We start from the raw sequence: 13,120 nt of genomic DNA on the forward strand, positions 1-13,120 counted from the left end.
TTTTACTCCTCGTCTTCGTGAAACTCCACTACTCCGATGTATGGAAGATTCCGATATTTCTGTGCGTAATCCAGACCGTAGCCTACGACGAACTCGTCCGGGATATCAAAGCAGGTATAATCTACTTTGACATCGCGCACTCTGCGCTCCGGCTTGTCGAGCAGAGTACACAGGTGTACGGATTTCGGATTTCTCTTTTTCAGGATGTCGATCAGATAGTAAAGCGTTCTTCCGGAATCGATGATATCCTCCACAATCAGAACGTCTTTTCCTTCCAGCGGCTGATCCAGGTCTTTTACAATACGGACAACTCCGCTGGACTTGGTGTCATCGCCGTAACTTGATACGGACATAAAGTCAAGGCTTACCGGCACTGTGATGCGTTTTGCCAGCTCGCACATAAAGAATACGCCGCCTTTTAAAACGCAGATCAGGTGCACTTCCTTTCCTGCGTAATCGCGGTTGATCTGGTCTGCTACTTCTTTAATTCGTCTGTCTACTTCTTCTTCGCTTAATAATACTCTGATTGTCTCTTTCATCTGTTTTCCTCCTTACCAACGCCAATCTGTATCTGCAGAACTGCTTTCGTGTCTTCCCCGACACGGCCGCTCTCTCCTCTGCGATACCCCACGACCCACCAGATCTCCGGTCCGTCGGCGAGCAGCAGAATGGAATCCCGCTCCTCTTTCGGTATCTTGGCATCAATCATATAATCTTTTAGTTTCTTTTTCCCGCCTTTTGCGGTTACTCTCAGATAATCTCCGCTTCTTCTCGTGCGGAGGACAAGACCGTCTTTTATTTTATCACAGTCAAAGCATTTCGTATACTTTTTTTCTTCAATTCTTTCGGGAAAAACCGATGTTTTTTTCACAATCGTGACTGGATTTTCTGCAAATGCGAGACTTTTTTCCTCTTCCCACCCGGCCGGAACCGGAATTGGAACTTCTTCGCCGCTTTTCCTTTTCCGTTCTTCTTTTAAATGCACTCCCTGCTTTTCCAGGCGGAGCGTCTCGTATCCGCGCACGGCGGTGATTCCATACGGCAGGCAGACACTTTTTCCGACCTGCTTTTCAAAAAGTTCCCGCACAGATTCCAGATGCTCCCTGGTAAGATCCTTCCGTTTTCCCGCCAGCTGTTCCAGAACGCGCCGGATCACGTAGCGCTGCAGAAGAGGCGCTTCGCTGCTCACCGCATCACGCAGCACAACCGCATTTTTCTCTGCGGATGCATACCGCTCCATCAGCTGATCCGTCTGCTGCTCCAGATATTCCTCCGTTTCCAGCAGGTCCAGCGATGTCTGTGCCATATGCGCGGCGGCACGCGGATTGACCTCTTCGGTCAGATACGGCAGCACATGGTGGCGGATTCCGTTCCTCGTGTAAGCATCCTCTGCATTCGTGCTGTCCTCACACCAGGAACACTTCCGGCTTTCCAGTTCCTGCCGGATCTCTTTTCGTCCGACGCAGAGAAGCGGACGGATCACATTCCCCCGCACGGGGCGTAAGGAGGCAAGTCCGGCCAGCGACGTTCCCCGTGCCAGGTGATGCAGCATCGTCTCCGCAACGTCATCCTGGTGATGGGCGAGCGCAATTTTCACTGCCCCCTGCTCCTTTGCGCACGCTGCAAAAACTTCCTGCCGCGCCGCGCGTCCCGCCTCCTCCGTCGAGAGATGCTTTTCTTTTGCGATCTTCTCCACGGGACAGGAATAGAGATAGAACGGAACATCATATTCCCGGCACAGATTTTCTGCAAATGCCGCATCCCGCCCGGCTTCCGCGCCGCGCAGGTTATGGTTGACGTGGACAGCCAGCAGCGAAAAGCCAAGCGGCTCCTGCAGTTCCCGCAGCAGATGAAACAGGCAGACGGAATCCGCGCCGCCGGAGAGGCCGAGCAGCACGCGTTCGCCTGCCGTTACCATATGATACTGTTCCATAAAGGCTCTTACTTTCTCTCGCATCCTTCGTTTTTACTCCTATTTTTTCCAGATTCTGGCGACCAGAACCGTCATATCATCCCGTGCGCGGCAGCCGCCGAGGCGCAGCACGCGTTCCAAAAGCTCCCGGGCAAATTCCCGCGGCTCGCTGTTTTTCACTTCGAGAAGAAGCTGCTTCATCTGCTCCGTCCTGTCCCCGGGCAGCGCGTCCAGCACTCCGTCCGTCATCATCACAAGGTAATCACCGTCGTACAGCTTTTTCGTTGTGGTATCAAAATCCGTCTGGGAAACGAGACCTGCGGCAAGACTGGTCGACTCCACAACCTCTACCCACGTATCCCGCCTAAGGAACGTCGGCGATGCACCTCCTTTCAAAAAGCTGCAGACGCCTGTGTAGAGATTAATCGAAGCAACATCAAACGTGGAAAACATCCCTTCCTTTGGCTGCAGCAGAAGCATCGAATTGATCATCCGTGCCGCCATGATCCGCGGGAATCCGGCGCGCAGGAACTGTTCAAACAGCTCCACCACCGTCTCGCTCTCCCTGTTTGCCTCGATCCCGGAACCCATGCCGTCCGACAGGCAGAGGACAAACTGGCCGTTTTCGCAGAGCACACTGTAATTGTCCCCGGAGATACTCTCCTGCTCCTTGGTGATGCGTCCCACACCGTAGAGAACCTGGAATTTCACATCCTCCTGAAACAGCACCGTCTGGTATTCTCCGCTTAAGACCTGTGCCCCGTCGCGTACCGCAACCATCGGGATTCCGCACAGGGAACCGATCAGTTCCGCCGTCTGGCGAAGCGTGATCCGGCAGTGACGGCCCGCTTTGACCGTCATATAGATCTGTAAATGCTCTTTCGGCCGCTCCTGGAGCCAGATTTTCTGGACGAAAGCCCCGTTTTTCTTCATCTGGCGGCAGATTTTTTCCGAGAGCTCGTCCGGCAGACTGTTGAGGCTGTACAGATCACACGCGGCGCGGTCCATAATCCCGGCGACTTCACTTAACTGTTCTGCCACCACGCGGCGGCTCTCCGCCACACGCCCCGACCAGAGCGCCGTCTGGCGTTCCTGCTGGTAGCGGTTCCAGAACAGTTCCAGAAAGCGGGAGCCGTTCAGGCAGGAGGCGTTCCATTCGCCTTTTGCACGGCTGATCTCGTCCTCATCCCCGTCGGCGATTGTCTGAAGAAGTTCCTGGCACCGCTCGCGCGTCAGGTTTCCGTACTGCTCCCAGCACCACGACGCCTTCGCACAGCGGCTACAGACTTCCTGCTGTTCTTTTTCCAGAATCTTGTCCACCCGGCCCGTCTCCGGCATCACACTTTTTGACGGCATCTGGTAAAAGCTCTCTGCCAGAACGCGGAACGAATCGGCGTAGTGCTCCATCTGCAGTTTCTGCGGATGATTGTCATAGACGGCCGCTTCCCGGCGGCTTCTTCTGGCTTCCAAAAAAATTTTAGCCATGTCCCCTGCTGACAGCAATGCGCCGATCAGGAACATGGCAATGATCCACTCCGGCATGTTCCGCTCCTCCTCTCTTTGTTCTGGACTTCAAAGGGGACTGCGAAATCATGCCCTTTCTTTATCTGTTTTGTTTATTTCGACTGGGATTCTTTAAATAAAATCTCATTATCCTTTACCATGCCAAGTTTTTCTCTTGCCGTTTTTTCTATGTACTCATCGGTCTGCATGTATTCTTTCAAGGCGGTAATATCATCGGTGCGCTGCTTCTCCTCTTCAATCTGGCTGTCCAGACTGGAAAGACGGGATGCATTTGCATTGACCTTCTGCTGAAGGCTGATTCCCTTTACGGTAAGGACTGCAACCAGGCAGCACAGGACTACGGTAATTGAGAACTCTGTTGTACGGCTCTTCTTTCTGACTTTTTTCTTTCGGCCAGAATTCTTTTCTTCCCTTTCTTTCATTCTTTTCTTTACCCTTGCTTTCTATTTTCCAACCGTCTGCAGCCAAACTATCTGTTGTTTTTCGTCCGCAGACTTGTTTCTTTTGTTCTTACATGTGTAGTTACATCTTACCGTTCTTCCCATGAAATTTCAACCTTTTTCTCCGTTTTTTCATACTTTTTACCAGCCATTTTCCTGGAAAAGCGAGGATTCGCCCTGCTTTTTTGATTCCCTTTGCCAGAAGTTCCGGAAGAAAGCGTCCAAACGATGCGTGGTACAACGCAGCGCCCCCAAGGATGCCGCCAAACAGATACCCGCGGAGAATGCCGCTGTTCTCTCCGTAAATCCGTACAAACAGATACAGCGCTGCCGCAATCCAGTAGCAGAGGTCCTCTGCTGATACCGCCGCATGGCTGTGGCGGATCAGTTTCCGCGCTGTCTTGATCAGATCGTACCAGAACCCCAGGACTGCCCCCTGCCAGATGGAACAGGCGAGCAGAATCAGCTCCCGGGTGACATACGCACTCATTTTTACCGGAACAGCCGCACAAGCGCAGACCCCTTCTTCTGCAGCGGCCCATGTTCCGTATAGACCAGGCTGTCGATGCTGCCTTCGATATCCGCCTCTCCCTTTTCCAGCTCCAGGCGGCCCACATGCAGCTCTTTTCCGCGGATGGTAAGAACACCGCAGACGGTCACGAGCAGAACTTCGTTCTCATCAAAGCTTTTCACATCCTGCACGCCGCCAAGAGAAAGTGTTTTCCGCTGTTCCAGCAAAAGGCGGTGCGCCTGTTCGTTCATCTCCCCCATGCAAAAAACCTCCATACAATGGTCTATACACCCATTATATGAAGGTTTTCTCTTTTTATTCGCTGCACATGAATCCTGCCGCACTTCTTATAAGTAGCGGTAAAGCTCCTGTGCTTCTTCTTTTTTCACGGTTTCCTGCACATTCAGCACTTCTACCCTGACGGATTTACTTCCGAACTGAATTTCCAGTACATCTCCTGCCTTGACCTGTGCGGATGCTTTTGCCGGTCTGTCGTTGACGAGGACACGGCCTGCATCACAGGCTTCATTGGCTACGGTACGCCGCTTGATCAGTCTTGATACTTTTAAAAATTTATCTAAGCGCATAGATTTTTACTTAGTTCATCATGTCCTTTAAAGCTTTTCCTGCTTTGAATTTCGGAGTTTTGGAAGCTTTGATTTCCATGGTCTCGCCAGTCTGCGGATTTCTTCCTTCTCTTGCTGCTCTTTCGGATACTTCGAAGGTACCAAAGCCTACCAGCTGAACTTTCTCACCTTTCTTTAATTCTTCAGATACTACATCGACAAATGCTTTTAAAGCAGCCTCTGCATCTTTTTTGGATAAATTTGTCTGCTCAGCCATAGCTGCAACTAATTCTGTTTTGTTCATGAGTTTTACTCCTCCTGTATCTTACATTTGTTTTTTACATGGTACGCGGGCCCGCTGATACACACGACCTGCCCTGCCGGCTGTTTTTCTTCCGGATGATCAGTCTGTTACGTTGACCGGCTTTTTCGCGTAGCTGTATATATTTATATACTAATGCGTCTCTCTTGTCAAGAAAAAAGTCCCCCATACCAGCGGTTTTATGGCGATTTCTGCCCAAAACAGACTCTTTTCCACCGCACGGTTAAAAGAAGGATCCCTTAACAAACCGCAGCCAGTCTGCCTGCTGCGCATTGAGTGTTTTTAGTTTCTCCGTATTCCGCCCGGATATCCACGATTTTCTGCTTCCGTAGTAGCGGTTTGCCAGTTTCCAGTATTTCCACGGATAGGAAAGATAGAGGCGGAGTGTCTCGATTTCCCCCTCATCGAGCGGCCGTCTGGCGCTGTAGGCGTTTAAAATCCGTTCTGCCGCGCGCTCGCTCCAGCCGTGTTTTTCCAGAATTTTCCGCATAAAATAGCCAAGATCTGCCACCTGGAGATCGAAGTTCCACTTGTCGAAATTGACCGCCGTTTCGCCTCTGCCGTTTTCCAGCAGAATATTGTGCTGGCTGAATTCCCCGTGGCAGACGGCGCCTTCTTCGTCCGCCCGCTGCCGCAGTTTTTCATAGGAAGAAGCTTTCATTTCCGCGGCCGCCCGCTCTCCCTGTTCCAGATACGGACTGGCGCTTGCCAGCAGCAGTTTTTCGAACTCATTTTTCTTCTTTTTTGTCTGCAAATACTTTCGGATCTTTCGAATTTCCACATTGTGGCGGATGCACTCCTCCACGATGGATTCCCTCCGGTATTCCATTTTCACCGGCAGATGAGCTGCCGTATGTAGCCGCGCCAGCGCGTCCGAGGCGCGGATAAGATCCTCACTGTTTCCCGTCTCACATTCCCGGCCCGGGTACCAGTTCCGCACAATGTACGTTCCTCCGTCGTCCCCGCGCGTTGCAAGCGCTCCCTCTTCGTTCCGCAGAATCTGATCGCACCGCAGGAGCCCCGACTCCGTGATGCGGCACTGTAGAAGATACCGCTGCTCCAGTTTTTCTGCCGCCGTCCCGAACTCGCTGATCAGCTTATCCCCCTGTTCGGTGTGGCACAATAAAGCGCCCCGCACCCGCATTGTGCCGGAAGCCGTAAGACCGTAATGGGACAGCACACTCAATCCATAATCATACAAGAGCCTGACTCCTTTCCCTGTTGTGATCGTTTTTGGGGTCACGATTCAATGTATGCGTATCCGCCCTGTGCCATGCATACTGGTTTCTGTTTTTTCTTTCATCCCAAAAGCAATGTTGAAAGTGTTTTCTTTTTCTCTTATTTTATTGTTTTTAATTTCACCTCATGGTAAAATATTCCAAACTTGACAGGATGAAAAACACCTGTTATGGGGTTCTCTAAAATCATTTTATTTTAAGGAGGGTTTTTATGATTTTCTTACCACAGCCATCTTCCCTTTCCTACGGAGAGGGCACCTTTACAATTCACTATGACAGCCGCATTTTTCTCGATTCCGAGAGCCCGGCTGAGCTTTTTTCTGCCGCACAGCTTCTGCAGCAGGAGATTGAGACACAGACGGGATTCCGTCCTGCCATCTGCCGCCGTCATCAGCCGGTGGGATCACACCTGATCTATCTGACTGCCTCTCCGGAATTATCCCGTGAGGCTTATACCCTCGCTGTCACACCGGAAAACATCACGATCTGCGGATCTCTGGAAAGCGGCGTTCTCTACGGCGTGCAGACACTCCGTCAGATGATCCGCCAGGCAGGTGCTGTTCTTCCAACCGTCCTGATCTCCGACAAACCGGCCATGGAAAACCGCGGCTTCTACCACGATGCGACCCGCGGACGTGTTCCGACGCTTTCCTATCTGAAACAGCTTGCCGACACCTTGAGCTTCTATAAAATCAATCAGCTTCAGCTCTACATCGAGCACAGCTATCTCTTCGACGATCTGACCGAGATGTGGCGCGACGATACGCCGCTCACTGCAGAGGACATCCTCGAGCTGGACCGCTACTGCAAGGGACTTGGCATTGATCTCGTTCCGTCGCTTGCAAGCTTCGGCCATCTGTACAAGCTGCTCTGCACGAAATCGTATGCACATCTGTGCGAACTGGAAGGCTCTGCTTCGGCTCCGTTCTCCTTCTATGACCGCCAGGCGCACCATACGCTCGATATCACAAACCCGGAGAGCCTCTCCCTTGCCAAACACATTCTTTCCGAATATATGCAGCTCTTCTCCTCGAAGTATTTCAATCTCTGCGCGGATGAAACGTTTGACCTTGGAAAAGGGGCTTCCCGCGCACTCGCCGAGGAAAAGGGAACCACCGTCATCTACACCGAGTTTGTGACAGAGCTTGCCAACTATATCACTGAATCCGGCCGCACGCCGATGTTCTGGAGTGATGTCATCAGCCAGGAGCCGGAAGTTTATCATCTCCTGCCGAAGAACCTGATCTGCCTCCACTGGGATTATGCGTCAAATGTTTCATCGGAGCGTCTGACCCGCCTTGCCAATTCCGGTGCCGAGCATCTGTATGTGTGCCCGGGCGTACAGGGATGGAACCAGCTCATCAACAAGTATCATGAGGCGTATGAAAACATTTCCAGAATGGCGCGCTACGGCCACGAATGCCATGCGATGGGACTTCTGAACACTGACTGGGGCGATTACGGCCACATCAATCACCCGGACTTCTCCCGCATCGGCATGATCTACGGCGCGGCGTTCTCCTGGAATGCAGACATTCTGCCGGAGGAGGAAATCAACCGCCAGATTTCCGTGCTGGAATTTGGTGATGCTTCCGGAAAACTCGTTTCCGTGCTCGATCTTCTCTGCCATCAGGATGCGTATCCGTGGCGCACTGCCGTTATGGTACAGGAAGCACTCGAACTGCATCAGGACAAAGAAGAGGCTGCCGAACTGCTCCGCTCCTGCGCGGAAGGCGATGCGGATGCAGCAAATGCTTCAATCGACGCGCTCTGCGCCGTTCTGTACGAGAAAGCCGGCACCGTCCGCCCGGAGAACCGTCCGATGATCTATGCGTACCTGCTCGCCGCAGACGGCCTGAAAGTGCTGAACCGCCTGCTGCCGTTCCTGCGCGCTTCCCTTCTTTCCGAGGGCACTCTGCCGGAGAAAGAAGACTGTTTTGCACTCGCCGGAGATCTCGAACGGTGGCTGCACAGCTATAAAGAGCTGTGGCGCACCGTCTCCAAGGAGAGCGAACTGTACCGCATTGCCCATGTGTTCTGCTGGTATGCGGATCTGCTGCGTGATCTGAACGTATAAAACCAGCAAAAAACAAAAGAGAGCCGGGGACGGATTGTTCTGTCCCCGGCTCTCTTTTGTTTGCCGTTTTGGCTTTACAGCAGTGTTTTTACGTACTCTGTCAGGTATTCTTTTGTATTCTTCGCCGGATCTTTCATCACTTCTTCCAGCGCCGCGTTCAGGCATTCGCCGATTTTCGGGCCTTTTGGGACACCGAGTTCCATCAGATCTTTGCCGGAAACGGCCAGCATTTTCAACGTAAAGCAGTCGCCGTTATCGAGAATTTCTCTGACGCACTCCCTTACCTTTCCGATCCGTTCCAGGGTTTTCTCCCGCTGGTACAGGCTTTTGGCCATCGTATCGGCTTCCTGCACGATCATCAGTTTTTCGAACAGCTCCGGGCCGAGTTTGTTCAGAATACGGCGGATCACCGGTTTCTCCGGAGCCATGCGGCAGTCATGCCAGCGGATCAATGCTGCGACCTGGCGGATGGTTTCGTTGTCGAATTTCAGACGGCGCAGAATCGCTTTCGCCATTTTCTCCCCCGCCGGTGCGTGGCCTTTAAAATGATCGATGCCGGCCTCATCCGTTGTGCGGCACGCCGGTTTTGCAATGTCGTGGAGCAGCATCGTCCAGCGCAGAATCGGATCTGCCGGAACGTGCTGCAGAGCGGCAATCGTGTGCTCACCAACATTATAACAGTGGTGCGGATTGTTCTGCGGCGTTTTCATCAGTTCATCAAACTCCGGCAGCACAATTTTTGTAATACCCGCCTCATAAACGGCCTCCATGTACTCCGGCCGCTTCGAGATCAGCAGTTTATTCAGTTCCACACGGATCCGCTCGGCGCTGATTTTTTCAAGCGTCGGCGCGAGTGCTATGATGGCATCCAGTGTTGCCGGATCGAGTTTGAAGCCGAGCTGTGCGGAAAAGCGGAGGGCACGCAGGATCCGCAGTGCATCCTCACTGAACCGCTCGGTCGGATTTCCGACACAGCGGATGACTTTGCGCTGTAAATCCCTGATTCCATCGAACAGATCCACAAGCCCCTCTTCGTTGTTGTATGCCATCGCATTGATCGTAAAATCACGGCGGCGCAGATCCTCGGCGAGGCTGGAGGTAAAGACCACTTCTTTCGGATGGCGGCCGTCCTCATACTCTCCGTCGATGCGGTACGTCGTGACCTCGTGCGCGCCGCTTCCGGCCAGAACTGTTACCGTTCCGTGCTCCAGTCCCGTATCCACGGTGCGGTCAAAAATTTCTTTTACCTGCTGTGGGGAAGCAGAGGTTGTAATATCCCAGTCGTCCGGCTCCCGCGCAAGAATCGTATCGCGCACACAGCCTCCGACCGCGTACGCCTCGAAGCCTTTCGCATGCAGGGAATCGATTACCATATTTACGCTTGGCGGCATTTTTATCTTCAAATTTGTTATCTCCTTTTTCTAAATCTGCTTTTCCAGTATAGCAGTTTCCTTTTTTTCCCGCAAGTGTGGTTGCGGTTGTATTTTGGGGATTGCATGTGTATAATAGAGGTTAATAAAATTCGAAAGGGGATTTACATTTTTATGAAACTGGATCGTTACCGAAAATATGTCCGGACCGGCGTTACTGCCTTTCTGGTACTTGCAGCGTCCATGATTTTTTACTACCTGCTCTTCCACCAGACTTCTGTGCGGACCGCCTTTCACAATGTCCTCGACATTCTCTCCCCCCTGATTGCAGCCCTGATTCTCGCCTATGTGATCAGCCCGATCATTAACTTCATAGAACAGCGGATCATCGCCAGACTCTTTGCCCGGCACGGAAAAACACAGTCGGTACGCTGCAAAAAGCTTGTGCGGGCGCTTTTGATTCTTCTGACGTACGTCGCCATGCTTTTCGCGCTGTACGGACTCATTGCGACCCTGATCCCGGAGCTGTTCTCAAGTATCACAAACATTGTCTCCAACTTCTCCAACTACGCAAACAACATTCAGGATTTTGCCACAAAAGTGCTGGCGAATTACCCGGAGATGCAGCAGACGGCAGACCAGTACATCTCCATGTTCTCCGCAAAGCTTTCCAACTGGCTGACCAATGACCTGATGCCGATGCTCCGTACGTTCCTTCTGAACCTCTCCGGACAGCTCGTCAACATGGTTACGTTTTTCAAAAACATTCTGCTTGGCGCGATCGTTGCGATCTACATGCTGTACAACAAGGAAAGCTACATTGCCAAGCTGAAAAAAGCAGTCTACGCGCTGCTCGGTCTGGATCACGGAAATGCCGTGATCCGCGACTGCCAGTATGTGAACCAGGAATTCAGCGGATTCCTCGTTGGAAAAGTCATCGATTCGATCATCATCGGTGCCATCTGCTATCTTGTGACGAGCCTGATCGGCACCCCGTACGCACTGCTGGTCAGCGTAATCATCGGTGTGACGAATATCATTCCGTTTTTCGGCCCGTTCCTCGGCGCCGTTCCGTGTCTTCTGCTGATCCTTCTGATCGACCCTCTGCAGGCACTGTATTTCCTGATTTTCGTCGTTCTCCTGCAGCAGTTTGACGGAAACTTCTTAGGACCGAAAATCCTCGGCGAGACGACCGGCGTGTCTAGCTTCCTTATCATCATCTCGATTCTGATCGGCGGCGGCTTCTGGGGTGTCTTTGGCATGATCATCGCCGTTCCGGTCTGTGCCATTATCTGCACGGTCTGCCGCAACTTCGCCAACCGTCGTCTTGAAAAACATCACCTGCCGGATGACGATGCGTTTTACTTCCACATGGACCACATTGATCCGGAAACGAGACAGGCGATCCCATATCAGAAAAAGAAGATCGACGAGGCCGAAGTCTTCCACTTCCCGGGCTACCGGCTGCGCAAAGCGCTGACAAAGCTGGCCCCGGAAGAGTCTCCGGTTGATGCGCCGTATACACCGGCAAAGCCTTCAACCGAAGAGAAAAACTCAGATTCTTCCGATTCCGATCAAAAATAAATCGTATCTTACAAAAATGCCTTCTGCGCAGACTGTTTCCATTCTGCACAGAAGGCATTTTTTTATTTTTGCTTTTTATTTCTCGATTACAACCGTGCTGAGTGTCTCTGCCGGAAGATCGACACGCATGATATGTCCGTTGACACGCAGGAAGCAGCCGGAATCCTCTTTTGTGCGGTTCAGCAGGATCACAACGTAGCTTCCGTCCGGATTGACTGCGGCCGTTACATCCAGGTTTGCTCCGTATTTGCTCCAGCCGATGCGTTTTGCACCCGGAGCAATATATTTGGAAATATGGCCGATGTAGTGGTACATGATCGGTTTGCGGTAATGGAAATCATCATCCACAATCAGACCTGAGGTGAATCCCATCGGTACGTGGCGCGGGCCGCCGTCTTTGTCTACGAGGAAGTTCCAGTCGATCCAGCGGTTCATGCCGGCGTTCAGGTTTCCGATCATATCGTGTGCATAATCTGCGGCGTCAAGGTAATCGACGTACTCTGGTGTCTGGAAGTTCACCGGTCCGAAACCACCGTCGCCAAAACCGATTCTGCCCGGCATGTGAAGGGCACAGCACTCGGAAAGCATGAAGGTTTTGTCCGGGTATTTCTGTTTCATCAGCTCAACAGCCTCGAAGTGGTCGCCGGAATACCAATGGAATGCGATACCGGCTACCATGTCCATGGTCTCCTCGTCAAGGACGGTCAGAACGTGCTCGATCATACGCTCTTTGTTGTGATCCCAGATGAAGATGCCGATCTTGTCCGTCAGGCCTGCTTTTTTCATCTCCGGATACAGATAATCTTTCAGGTAGGTTTTGGACTCTTCCGGTGTCCATACGCAGCTGTCCCAGGTGGTAGCCGCTACGGTCTCGTTCTGCAGGCTCAGCATCGTCACCGGGATTCCCTCATCGAGGTATGCCTGCAGATATTTTACGACGTATTTTGCCCAGCTTCCGTAATACTCCGGTTTCAGGCTGCCGCCGTGGTTTCTCTGCGGAATCTCTTCCGGAACCGGCATTCCCATTGCACCGTAAACAGCAGCATCATTCTTTGCGATCTTCGGTGCAGTTTTCCACTGATACGGCGGAGACCACGGGCTCATCAGAACACTGATCGGCTCTGCGGAGATTTCGATGGCTTTTTTCAGCATCGGAAGGACATATTTGCGGTCGCGGTCGATCGAGAAGGTTGCCAGATCCGGGTCTGCGATCGGGTCTGCGACTGCCTGATACTCCTCAAGGGAATAGTCACAGCTGTCGATCGGCACGCGGACAAATCTTGCATGAAGGCCGTCCGGTCCGAAAATATCCTGTAATGCCTGATTCTGTGTTTCCTCATCCATACGGGACAGCAGGTATGCGCTGCTCTCGGTCATGGCGCCGCCGAAGCCCTCGATGGTCTGGAACGCAAAGTCCGGATACAGGTTGATGACGTTCGACTCAATCATTTTTACGCTCTTGGACTCGTCTTCCGGTGCCAGCGCTTTTTCCCAGGTTTTTGCTTCCCCTTTTACATGGTACGTTGTAATCTGTTTTGCTTTCATTTTCCACACTCCATTTTTCACATGTTTTGCG

General features: G+C 52.2%; 13 protein-coding genes. 2 read left to right on the top strand and 11 right to left on the bottom strand.

The annotated features are described in order from the left end of the window. Positions 1–2 precede the first annotated feature (2 nt). The 9 genes from hpt to DW915_RS13000 form a co-directional block, all read right to left on the bottom strand. Entirely contained in the window at positions 3–539 is a 537-nt protein-coding gene (hpt, locus tag DW915_RS12960) for a hypoxanthine phosphoribosyltransferase (RefSeq protein WP_117801456.1), read from the bottom strand. Then, positions 536–1,957 carry a tRNA lysidine(34) synthetase TilS gene (tilS, locus tag DW915_RS12965; RefSeq protein ID WP_117801457.1) on the bottom strand — a complete coding sequence of 474 codons (1,422 nt, stop codon included), beginning with the start codon at positions 1,955–1,957 and terminating at the stop codon, positions 536–538. The genes hpt and tilS overlap by 4 nt, the downstream gene beginning before the upstream one ends. A 15-nt stretch (positions 1,958–1,972) precedes the next feature. Next, positions 1,973–3,454, bottom strand: coding sequence for a SpoIIE family protein phosphatase (locus DW915_RS12970; RefSeq protein ID WP_055218705.1), 1,482 nt, complete (start codon positions 3,452–3,454; stop codon positions 1,973–1,975). Positions 3,455–3,528: 74 nt separating this feature from the next. Then, complete coding sequence (locus tag DW915_RS12975; RefSeq protein WP_022462107.1) at positions 3,529–3,858, bottom strand: FtsB family cell division protein; 330 nt, start codon at positions 3,856–3,858, stop codon at positions 3,529–3,531. Positions 3,859–3,958: 100 nt separating this feature from the next. After that, positions 3,959–4,366 carry a spore cortex biosynthesis protein YabQ gene (gene yabQ, locus DW915_RS12980; RefSeq protein ID WP_022462106.1) on the bottom strand — a complete coding sequence of 136 codons (408 nt, stop codon included), beginning with the start codon at positions 4,364–4,366 and terminating at the stop codon, positions 3,959–3,961. Positions 4,367–4,368: 2 nt separating this feature from the next. After that, positions 4,369–4,647, bottom strand: a complete 279-nt coding sequence (gene yabP, locus DW915_RS12985) for a sporulation protein YabP (protein ID WP_330422690.1) — start codon at positions 4,645–4,647, stop codon at positions 4,369–4,371. Between the two features lie 87 nt (positions 4,648–4,734). Then, the gene (locus DW915_RS12990; protein WP_022462104.1) at positions 4,735–4,974 is read right to left on the bottom strand and encodes an RNA-binding S4 domain-containing protein; all 240 of its coding nucleotides are present in this window, start codon (positions 4,972–4,974) and stop codon (positions 4,735–4,737) included. A gap of 10 nt (positions 4,975–4,984) precedes the next feature. After that, positions 4,985–5,257, bottom strand: a complete 273-nt coding sequence (locus DW915_RS12995; protein ID WP_118700141.1) for an HU family DNA-binding protein — start codon at positions 5,255–5,257, stop codon at positions 4,985–4,987. Positions 5,258–5,498: 241 nt separating this feature from the next. Then, the gene (locus tag DW915_RS13000; protein ID WP_118742252.1) at positions 5,499–6,476 is read right to left on the bottom strand and encodes a CotS family spore coat protein; all 978 of its coding nucleotides are present in this window, start codon (positions 6,474–6,476) and stop codon (positions 5,499–5,501) included. Between the two features lie 248 nt (positions 6,477–6,724). Here DW915_RS13000 and DW915_RS13005 point away from each other — a divergent pair, with 248 nt between their 5' ends. After that, positions 6,725–8,590 carry a beta-N-acetylhexosaminidase gene (locus DW915_RS13005; protein WP_118595107.1) on the top strand — a complete coding sequence of 622 codons (1,866 nt, stop codon included), beginning with the start codon at positions 6,725–6,727 and terminating at the stop codon, positions 8,588–8,590. Positions 8,591–8,664: 74 nt separating this feature from the next. On the opposite strand, the gene DW915_RS13010 is transcribed toward DW915_RS13005, so the two are convergent. Continuing rightward, a complete protein-coding gene (locus DW915_RS13010) occupies positions 8,665–9,993 on the bottom strand; it encodes a CCA tRNA nucleotidyltransferase (protein ID WP_117801461.1) in 1,329 nt (442 codons plus the stop codon). A gap of 141 nt (positions 9,994–10,134) precedes the next feature. Here DW915_RS13010 and DW915_RS13015 point away from each other — a divergent pair, with 141 nt between their 5' ends. After that, a complete protein-coding gene (locus tag DW915_RS13015) occupies positions 10,135–11,544 on the top strand; it encodes an AI-2E family transporter (RefSeq protein ID WP_158581062.1) in 1,410 nt (469 codons plus the stop codon). A 75-nt stretch (positions 11,545–11,619) separates the two neighbouring features. Here DW915_RS13015 and DW915_RS13020 read toward each other — a convergent pair whose 3' ends face one another. Then, positions 11,620–13,089 (bottom strand): glycoside hydrolase family 30 protein, encoded by a 1,470-nt coding sequence (locus DW915_RS13020; protein ID WP_022462098.1) that lies wholly within the window; start codon positions 13,087–13,089, stop codon positions 11,620–11,622. Positions 13,090–13,120: the final 31 nt, after the last annotated feature.

This window comes from Blautia sp. AM42-2, from assembly GCF_003480245.1.
GTDB lineage: Bacteria > Bacillota > Clostridia > Lachnospirales > Lachnospiraceae > Fusicatenibacter > Fusicatenibacter saccharivorans.